At 70.8% G+C, this 9091-nt stretch carries 8 protein-coding genes; 7 read left to right on the top strand and 1 reads right to left on the bottom strand.

The features are described from left to right. Positions 1–124: 124 nt before the first annotated feature. Positions 125–1978: a dihydroxy-acid dehydratase gene (ilvD, locus tag ACH47Z_RS20105; protein WP_399075349.1), complete on the top strand. Its 1854-nt coding sequence runs from the start codon at positions 125–127 to the stop codon at positions 1976–1978. Positions 1979–2031: 53 nt separating this feature from the next. On the opposite strand, the gene ACH47Z_RS20110 is transcribed toward ilvD, so the two are convergent. Beyond that, the gene (locus ACH47Z_RS20110; RefSeq protein WP_399075350.1) at positions 2032–4134 is read right to left on the bottom strand and encodes a serine/threonine-protein kinase; all 2103 of its coding nucleotides are present in this window, start codon (positions 4132–4134) and stop codon (positions 2032–2034) included. 179 nt (positions 4135–4313) lie between these two features. On the opposite strand from ACH47Z_RS20110, the gene ACH47Z_RS20115 reads away from it, so the two are divergent. From ACH47Z_RS20115 to proC, 6 genes are all read left to right on the top strand, one after another. Next, entirely contained in the window at positions 4314–4601 is a 288-nt protein-coding gene (locus ACH47Z_RS20115; protein ID WP_399075352.1) for a peptidase, read from the top strand. 141 nt (positions 4602–4742) lie between these two features. Continuing rightward, a complete protein-coding gene (locus ACH47Z_RS20120) occupies positions 4743–5267 on the top strand; it encodes an EamA/RhaT family transporter (RefSeq protein WP_399075354.1) in 525 nt (174 codons plus the stop codon). A 76-nt stretch (positions 5268–5343) separates the two neighbouring features. Beyond that, on the top strand, positions 5344–6135 hold the full coding sequence (locus ACH47Z_RS20125; protein ID WP_399075355.1) for a class I SAM-dependent methyltransferase: 792 nt from the start codon (positions 5344–5346) through the stop codon (positions 6133–6135). A gap of 109 nt (positions 6136–6244) precedes the next feature. Next, positions 6245–7009: an ABC transporter ATP-binding protein gene (locus ACH47Z_RS20130; protein WP_399075357.1), complete on the top strand. Its 765-nt coding sequence runs from the start codon at positions 6245–6247 to the stop codon at positions 7007–7009. Next, on the top strand, positions 7006–7779 hold the full coding sequence (locus ACH47Z_RS20135) for an ABC transporter permease (protein ID WP_399075359.1): 774 nt from the start codon (positions 7006–7008) through the stop codon (positions 7777–7779). The genes ACH47Z_RS20130 and ACH47Z_RS20135 overlap by 4 nt, the downstream gene beginning before the upstream one ends. Before the next feature lie 74 nt (positions 7780–7853). Continuing rightward, positions 7854–8666, top strand: a complete 813-nt coding sequence (gene proC / locus ACH47Z_RS20140; RefSeq protein WP_399075361.1) for a pyrroline-5-carboxylate reductase — start codon at positions 7854–7856, stop codon at positions 8664–8666. Positions 8667–9091 lie beyond the last annotated feature (425 nt).

Consider the following 9091-nt stretch of genomic DNA (forward strand, 5'->3'; position numbering starts at 1 on the left):
CGGATGAAACACGCGTCCCGCATTCCGGACAACCGTGTCCACCACGTGGAGCACCGGCGTACGCTCGACCGTACAGTCAGAACTCTGACTAGGTCTTCGTAGGTCTTCGAAGGAGCGAGCGACGATGCCCGAGCTGAGGTCCCGCACAGTCACCCACGGCCGCAACATGGCGGGCGCCCGCGCCCTGATGCGCGCCTCCGGTGTACCCGGTGCGGACATCGGCCGGAAGCCGATCATCGCGGTCGCGAACTCCTTCACCGAGTTCGTGCCGGGCCACACCCATCTCCAGCCGGTCGGCCGGATCGTCAGCGAGGCGATCAAGGAGGCCGGAGGCATCCCGCGCGAGTTCAACACCATCGCGGTCGACGACGGCATCGCGATGGGCCACGGCGGCATGCTGTACTCCCTCCCCTCCCGCGACCTGATCGCGGACTCGGTCGAGTACATGGTGGAGGCCCACTGCGCCGACGCCCTGGTCTGCATCTCCAACTGCGACAAGATCACCCCGGGCATGCTGATGGCGGCCCTGCGCCTCAACATCCCGACCGTCTTCGTCTCCGGCGGCCCGATGGAGTCCGGCCGGGCCACGCTGGTCGACGGCACGGTCCGCACGCTCGACCTGGTCGACGCGATCTCCGACGCCGTCAACGACAAGATCTCCGACGCGGACATCCTCCGGATCGAGGAGAACGCCTGCCCGACCTGCGGCAGCTGTTCCGGCATGTTCACCGCCAACTCGATGAACTGCCTGACCGAGGCGATCGGCCTGTCCCTGCCCGGCAACGGCTCGGTGCTCGCCACCCACACGGCCCGCCGCCGGCTCTACGAGGACGCGGCCCGCACGGTCATGGACCTCACCCGCCGCTACTACGAGCAGGACGACGAGTCCGTCCTCCCGCTCAACATCGCGACGTTCGCGGCCTTCGAGAACGCCATGGCCCTGGACATCGCGATGGGCGGCTCCACCAACACGATCCTGCACCTGCTGGCCGCCGCCCAGGAGGCGGGCGTCCCCTTCGGCCTGGAGCAGATCGACGCCGTCTCGCGCCGCGTGCCCTGCCTGGCCAAGGTCGCGCCGAACGTCGCGAAGAACCGCACGTACTACATGGAGGACGTGCACCGTGCCGGCGGCATCCCCGCCCTCCTCGGCGAACTGCACCGCGCGGGCCTGCTGAACGAGGACGTGCACGCGGTCCACAGCCCCTCCCTCGCCGACTGGCTGAAGACCTGGGACGTCCGCGCCGGCTCGCCCTCCCCGGAGGCGGTGGAGCTGTGGCACGCGGCCCCGGGGTGCCGGCGGTCCGCCGAGGCCTTCTCCCAGTCCGAGCGCTGGGAGTCCCTGGACGACGACGCCGAGGGCGGCTGCATCCGCTCCGCCGAGCACGCCTACTCCAAGGACGGCGGCCTCGCGGTCCTCAGGGGCAACCTGGCGGTCGACGGCTGCGTGGTGAAGACGGCCGGCGTGGACGAGTCGATCTGGACCTTCGAGGGCCCGGCGGTCGTCTGCGAGTCCCAGGAGGAGGCCGTCCAGCGGATCCTCACCCACGAGGTCAAGGACGGCGACGTCGTCGTCATCCGCTACGAGGGCCCCAAGGGCGGCCCCGGCATGCAGGAGATGCTCTACCCGACCTCGTACCTGAAGGGCCGCGGCCTCGGCAAGACCTGCGCCCTGATCACCGACGGCCGCTTCTCCGGCGGCACCTCCGGCCTGTCCATCGGCCACGCCTCCCCCGAGGCGGCCTCCGGCGGCACGATCGCCCTGGTCCAGGACGGCGACCGCATCCGCATCGACATCCCGAACCGCACGATCGAGCTGCTCGTCGACGACGCGGAACTCGCCCGCCGCGAGCAGGCACTGGGCGGCGTGTACGCCCCCAAGAACCGCGACCGCAAGGTCTCGGCCGCCCTCCGCGCCTATGCGGCGATGGCGACCAGCGCGGACAAGGGCGCGGTGCGTGATGTGACGAAGCTGGGCTGAGCCCGCGCGCGCAGGTGAGGGGCCGCTCCCGGTGGGGGCGGCCCCTTCGCGTGTCACCAGTCGGCCGGATTCCCTGCGGGCACGCCGAAGACGGTGCCGTCGGGGGCGGTGGCGTAGACGTGGCCGCCCTCGAGCACGGGGGCGGCGGGCGCTCCCAAGACCGTCGCCGAGTCCGCGCCGAGGCGCGCGGGCGTCTGTCCGACGAGAGTCCCGCGGCGGGCGTCGACGGCGAGGAGTCGTCCGTCGCCCGCCGAGAAGTACACGGAGCGACCGTCCGCGACCGGCGCCGAACCACGGCTCACAGAGGTCTCCACGCGCCACAGATGCTTCCGCGCAGCCATGTCCACGGCTTCGAGGGAGCCACTGGCACTGAGGAGGTACACGACGTCCCCGTGCACGGTGGCCTGGGCGGCCTGGCTCGCCAGCGGCAGTGCCACGCGGCGCGCCGACCGGGTCCCGGGGGTGTAGCGGACGACGGCCTTCGTCTCCCCGTGGACGCTGTCGACGGAGAGGAAGAACGCGGAGCCGTCCCCGGCCCCGACAGGCACCAGCGCCCCGTTCAGCCGGGCCTCCCACCGCACGTCACCGCTGCGCGGGTCCACGGCGGACACCTGGGTGCTCGATCCGTCGCGGGACGTGCTCGTCGCGTACGTCAGTGACTCACCGGGAAACGAGACGAACGCCGGGCTGCTCGGCCCGGCGATCCTGCGGCTCCACCGGATCTCGCCCGACGCACTGTCGACGCCGGTCACCTTTCCGTCGGCGTCGGTGAGCAGGGCCGCGGCGGCCGTGTACCGGACTGTCGCATCCTGGGCCGACCGCCGCTGCCACACCTCCTTACCCGACCCCGGGTCGAGCGCCGTGAGCCGCGAGCCGCCCTCCGTGTAGGGCTGGACCAGTCCACCCGAGACGACCGGCGGCCCACCCGAGTACGCGGCGGCGATCGAATGGCGCCACAGCAGCCTGCCGTTGGCAGGGGAGAGGGCGAAGACCACCCCGGGCTGTGCACACAGCAACTTCCCCGCTCCGTATGAACATTGCGGCATCCCCGAGGCCCTGGGCGTCAGCTTGGTCCGCCACGAGCTGAACGCGGCCGCCTTGGTGTGCGGACTCGTACCGGCCGGCGTAGGGCCACCGCCCCCGATCAGCTGGACCGAGGCCAACGCGGCAGCCACGACGAGCCCGAGCACCCCGGCACCCACGGCCACCGTCCTGCCGACGCGCCTTCTGCCCGCCGGCTCGGGCCGCTTCTCGGCGGGGGACCGCGGAGCCGTCGGCCCGTCGTCACCCGAACGCTGCGCCGGTATGAACGCCTGCGTGTCGTACGACGCCGCCACCGACCGCAGTTCCCGCATCAACTCGTCGGGCGTCGGCCGGTCCTCGGGCTCCTTCGCCAGACAGCGCAGCACCAGCGGCGCCAGGTTCTCCGGCACCCCGGTCAGATCGGGCTCGTCGTGCACCACCTGATAGGCGACGACGTACGGACTGTCGGAGTCGAACGGCCCGCGCCCGGTCGCCGCGTGCACCATCACCGATCCGAGCGCGAAGATGTCGGCGGCGGGCCCGACCTCCCTCGGCCGCCGGAACTGCTCGGGCGCCATGAAGGGCGGCGTACCGATCAACTTCCCGGTCTCGGTGCGCAGTTCACTGTCCTTCGGCCGGGAGATACCGAAGTCGATGACCTTCGGCCCGTCCTCCGCCAGCAGCACATTGCTCGGCTTGAGATCCCGGTGCACGACCCCGACCCGGTGGATGTCGCGCAACGCCTCGGCGAGACCCGCCATGAGCCGCCGCAACTGCGCCGCCGGCATCGGCCCGTTCCGCTTGACGTGCTCGGAGAGAGTGGGCCCGGGAATGTACAGCGTGGCCATCCAGGGCCGTTCGGCCTCCGGATCGGCGTCCACGACGGGCGCGGTGAAGGCACCGCTCACCCGCCGGGCGGCGGCCACCTCCTGCCGGAAGCGGCCCCTGAACTCGGGATCCCTCGCGAACTCGGCGTGTACGACCTTCACCGCGAGCTTCATCCCGGAAGTACTGCGCGCCAGATGGACGACACCCATGCCACCGGACCCCAGAGAGGACTCCAGGCGATAGTGACCGGCGTACTCGGGAAGTTCCGCTTCCGCGCCCGCCCCCGTGTTCCTCCGTGGCGCCATGGGACCACCCCCGTGCTGTTCGTCCGCGCGCGCGACGCACGGAGCCTAGTCGATGACTCGTGCGAGACGGAGGCGGCTTGCTAGCCTGCGCGCGCGAGTCGCGCACAGACGTTCCGCGGCTCGTTCCATGGGAATCGACACACCCCATGACTGTCATGGGGTGAACACGGGGGGCTTTCATGTCCGTTGACCGCGCCGAAGAGGCCGCCACGCAGTCACTGCACTACTACTCGGTCGCTCCGGGCGTCCGTCTGAACGTCCGCAGCGGCCCCGGCACCGGCTACAACCTGGTCCGCGTCCTGCCCGAGGGCGCACAGGTCCCGATCTTCTGCCAGGCCCCGGGCACGACGGTCTCGGGCCCGTACGGCACGACGAACATCTGGGACAACATCAACAACGGCGAGTACGTCTCCGACGCCTACGTCCAGACCGGCAGCGACGGCTACATCGCCCCGCGCTGCGGCTGACCTGCTCCCCCTGGGACAACATCGCCAACGGCGAGTACGTCTCCGACGCCTACGTCCAGACCGGCAGCGACGGCTCCATCGCCTCCCGCTGCGGCTGACCCCACCCGGAGCCCGCCCCCGCCCGGCGCCATAATCGTTTCCGTGAGCGACGAAAACGGCACCCCGGACACCCCGGCGGGCTCCCCGGGCGGCGCGGCCCAGGGCGGCGGCCCCCGACCCGAGCCCCTGCGCTTCTTCGGCACCTCCTGGGTGAACCACGACAACGGCTACGCGGCCCGCCGCGCCGGCGTCGCCGTCGGCTCCCTCGCCGCGGCCGTCGCCGCCTGCCTGATCCTCCGCTTCGCCTACGAGGGCATCCAGATCGCCGACACCGGCTCCTTCGTGACCGTGCTGGTCATCGCCATGTTCGCGATCTGCAGCGCGCTCGCCTTCCGCAACACCTGGGAAGGCTTCGGCCGCCGCCAGGACCCGCAGCGCCAGACCTCCCTGCGCGGCCTGCTCGCCATCGGCTTCGTCGGCTCCCTCCTCGCCTACTTCTTCCGCTCCCTCACCGAGGCCCCGGGCGAGAAGCTGCACCGCGAGGAGTACGACGCCGCCCGCGAGGCATACGAACGCCGCACCTCCCGCCGTACGGGCAATCCGTCGAAGAAGAAGCGGCGCACGTAAGGCCACCGGCGGCCGGCGCGACTACGCGCCCCAAAACCCCCTGTGGCGCCTCTCCCCCGTCGACCACCATGGCCGTATGACCACGACGCCCCCGCCACCGTCCACCCCTTCACCCACCGCCAACGCCCACTCCTTCAACGCCGCCGCCACCCAGTACGCCGCGAACCGCCCCTCCTACCCGCCCGCCCTCTTCGACACCATCGAGGAACTGGCCGGCCGTTCGCTCACCGGCGCCAAGGTCGTGGACGTCGGCGCCGGTACCGGTATCTCCACCTCTCTCCTGCACGCCCGCGGCGCCGACGTCCTCGCCGTCGAGCCCGGCGAGGGCATGACCGCCGAGTTCCGCCGTGGGCTGCCGCACCTCCCCATCGTCCGCGGCGACGGCAACGCCCTCCCCGTCGCCGACGCCCACGCCGACTTCGTCACCTACGCCCAGGCCTGGCACTGGACCGACACCGGCCGTTCGGTGCCGGAGGCCCTGCGCGTGCTGCGGCCGGGCGGCGCGCTGGCACTGTGGTGGAACACCAACGCACTCGACGTCGACTGGATCGCCGAGGCCGCCGACCGCACCGGCCGCCTGCTGGGCGTGGACTACGCCGCCAAGAAACGCCGCGCCCAGGGGAGCACCGACCTGGCCGACCCCAGCGGGCGCCTCGACTTCGTCCGCGGAGAGGTCCGCTGGAGCCGCCGCGTCCCGATCGACACCCACGTCGCCAACATCGGCAGCCACTCGGACTTCCTCGTGATGCCGGAGGAGCGCAGGACCGCCTTCCTGGAGGAGGAGCGCGGCCATCTGCTGAAGGTCTTCCCGGACGGGATGGTCGAGGAGACGTACGACGTGCTCCTCCTGGTCGCCCGCAAACCCTGACATCTTCAGCCCCATCCCCACGGCAGTCCGGCACCCCGGGCTGCCGTTCTTCATGCCCGGACACTCCCACCCCTTGACGGCACGGCTCCCGAGCCAGATTATTCATCGCATGATGAATTATGCGGTCCGGGCCGAAGACCTCACCGTCGTCCGCGGCCGGCGAACAGTCCTGCACCACCTCGGCTTCACCGTCCCGCGCGGCCAGATCACCGGCCTCCTCGGCCCCTCCGGCTGCGGCAAGTCGACCCTCATGCGGGCCGTCGTAGGCACCCAGGCCAAGGTCACCGGCACCCTGGACGTCCTCGGCCACCCCGCCGGCCACCCCACCCTGCGCAGCCGCGTCGGCTACGTCACCCAGGCCCCCTCCGTCTACGACGACCTGACCGTCCGACAGAACCTGGAGTACTTCGCCGCGATCCTCGAACCGGGACGGGCCGCCGCCGAACGCCGCCACGACCACGTCACCCGGGCCATCGCCGACGTCGACCTCACCAGCCACGCCGACGCCCTGGCAGGCGCCCTCTCCGGCGGCCAGCGCGGCCGGGTCTCCCTCGCCGTCGCCCTGCTCGGCACCCCCGAACTCCTCGTCCTGGACGAACCCACCGTCGGCCTCGACCCCGTCCTGCGCCGCGACCTCTGGAACCTCTTCCACGACCTCGCCGCCGGCCGCGGCACCACCCTCCTCGTCTCCTCCCACGTCATGGACGAGGCCGAGCGCTGCGACCGCCTCCTCCTCATGCGCGAGGGCGAGATCCTTGCCGACGACACCCCCGACGCCCTGCGCACCCGCACCGGCACGGACACCGTCGAAGCCGCCTTCCTCCGCCTGGTGGACGAAGCCGCCGCACACCGCACCCAGGAGCCGACCCGATGACTACGACGACCCCCACCGCCCCCACCGGCGCGCTCAACGCCTCCCGCACCACCGCCACCGCGGCCCGGGTCCTGCGCCAGCTCCGCCACGACCCGCGCACGATCGCGCTGATGATCCTCGTCCCCTGCCTGATGCTGATCCTGCTGCGCTACGTCTTCGACGCGAGCCCGCGCACCTTCGACAACATCGGCGCGTCCCTGCTCGGCATCTTTCCGCTGATCACGATGTTCCTGGTCACGTCCATCGCCACCCTGCGCGAACGCACCTCGGGCACCCTCGAACGCCTCCTCGCCATGCCCCTCGGCAAGGCCGACCTCATCGCCGGCTACGCCCTCGCCTTCGGCGCCCTCGCGATCATCCAGTCGGCCCTGGCCACCGGCCTGGCCCTCTGGCTCCTCGGCCTGGACGTCACCGGCTCCCCCTGGCTGCTCCTCCTGGTGGCCCTCCTCGACGCCCTGCTCGGCACAGCCCTCGGCCTCTTCGTCTCGGCCTTCGCGGCCTCGGAATTCCAGGCGGTCCAGTTCATGCCGGCGGTGATCTTCCCCCAGCTCCTCCTCTGCGGCCTGTTCACCCCCCGCTCCGACATGTACCCCGCCCTGACGGCCCTCTCCGACGTCCTCCCGATGTCGTACGCCGTCGACGGCATGAACCAGGTCCTCCACCACACCGACATGACGGCAACCTTCGTGAGGGACGTCCTGATCGTGGCGGGCTGCGCGGTGTTGGTGCTGGCCCTGGGCGCGGCGACGCTACGACGCCGGACGGTATGAGCCCGAGGGCAGGGTGAGTCCGACCACCGGACAAACAACCCGCACATCTCAGCCCCGGTGCCAAACTGACCTTCATGAGCCAGAAAGTCGCAGTCCTCGGCACCGGCAAGATCGGCGAAGCCCTGCTCAGCGGAATGATCCGCGCCGGCTGGGCCCCCGCCGACCTCCTGGTCACGGCCCGCCGCCCCGAACGCGCCGAAGAACTCCGCACCCGCTACGGAGTCAGCCCGGTCACCAACACCGAGGCCGCCAAGACCGCCGACACCCTGATCCTCACGGTCAAGCCGCAGGACATGGGCACCCTCCTCGACGAGCTGGCCCCCCACGTCCCCGCCGACCGCCTGATCATCAGCGGCGCCGCCGGCATCCCCACCTCGTTCTTCGAGGCGCGCCTGCCCGCGGGCACCCCGGTGGTCCGCGTCATGACCAACACCCCCGCCCTCGTCGACGAGGCCATGTCGGTCATCTCCGCCGGCAGCCACGCCACCGAGGCGCATGTCGCGCACGCCGAGGAGATCTTCGGCGCCGTGGGCAAGACCCTCCGCGTCCCCGAGTCCCAGCAGGACGCCTGCACCGCCCTGTCCGGCTCCGGCCCGGCGTACTTCTTCTACCTGGTCGAGGCCATGACCGACGCCGGCATCCTGCTCGGGCTGCCCCGCGACAAGGCCCACGACCTCATCGTCCAGTCCGCGATCGGCGCCGCCGTGATGCTCCGCGACAGCGGCGAACACCCCGTCAAGCTCCGCGAGAACGTCACCTCCCCGGCCGGTACGACGATCAACGCCATCCGCGAACTGGAGAAGCACGGCGTCCGCGCCGCCCTCATCGCCGCCCTCGAGGCCGCCCGCGACCGCAGCCGTGAACTCGCCTCCGGCAACAAGGACTGAACCTCAGGGAGGCGAGTTGACACACCTCACCTCGATACGTAGTGTTCTCCGAGTTGTCCGACGTGAGCGCCGACTCCGGTCGGTCCCCGGACAGCCATTCCGCAAGTCCCAGCCAGCAATCGGCGATCCGTCGTCGTGTGCTTCGGCGTGTGTATTTGCGAAATGAGGAATCCGCGCTCGAAAGGACGCCGCCCCCGATTAGCTCGGGAGCAAGGAATCCGCTAAAGTCTCACTCGTCGGAAGGGCCGAACAGCCCGGAAGACAAGCCCCCTGACTGGGAGTCAGACGCCGAAAGGATCTGATAGAGTCGGAAACACCGAAGGGAAGCCTGGAGGAAAGCCCGAGAGGGTGAGTACAAAGGAAGCGACCGTTCCTTGAGAACTCAACAGCGTGCCAAAAATCAACGCCAGATATGTTGATACCCC

This window comes from Streptomyces sp. NPDC020192 (assembly GCF_044388685.1).
Classification (GTDB): domain Bacteria; phylum Actinomycetota; class Actinomycetes; order Streptomycetales; family Streptomycetaceae; genus Streptomyces.

Bases quoted from the DNA above. Each gene is read 5' to 3' on its own strand.
- ilvD (WP_399075349.1), top strand. From the start codon at position 125: ATGCCCGAGCTGAGGTCCCGCACAGTCACCCACGGCCGCAACATGGCG.
- ACH47Z_RS20110 (WP_399075350.1), bottom strand. From the start codon at position 4,134: ATGGCGCCACGGAGGAACACGGGGGCGGGCGCGGAAGCGGAACTTCCC.
- ACH47Z_RS20115 (WP_399075352.1), top strand. From the start codon at position 4,314: ATGTCCGTTGACCGCGCCGAAGAGGCCGCCACGCAGTCACTGCACTAC.
- proC (WP_399075361.1), top strand. From the start codon at position 7,854: ATGAGCCAGAAAGTCGCAGTCCTCGGCACCGGCAAGATCGGCGAAGCC.
- ACH47Z_RS20135 (WP_399075359.1), top strand. From the start codon at position 7,006: ATGACTACGACGACCCCCACCGCCCCCACCGGCGCGCTCAACGCCTCC.
- ACH47Z_RS20125 (WP_399075355.1), top strand. From the start codon at position 5,344: ATGACCACGACGCCCCCGCCACCGTCCACCCCTTCACCCACCGCCAAC.
- ACH47Z_RS20130 (WP_399075357.1), top strand. From the start codon at position 6,245: ATGATGAATTATGCGGTCCGGGCCGAAGACCTCACCGTCGTCCGCGGC.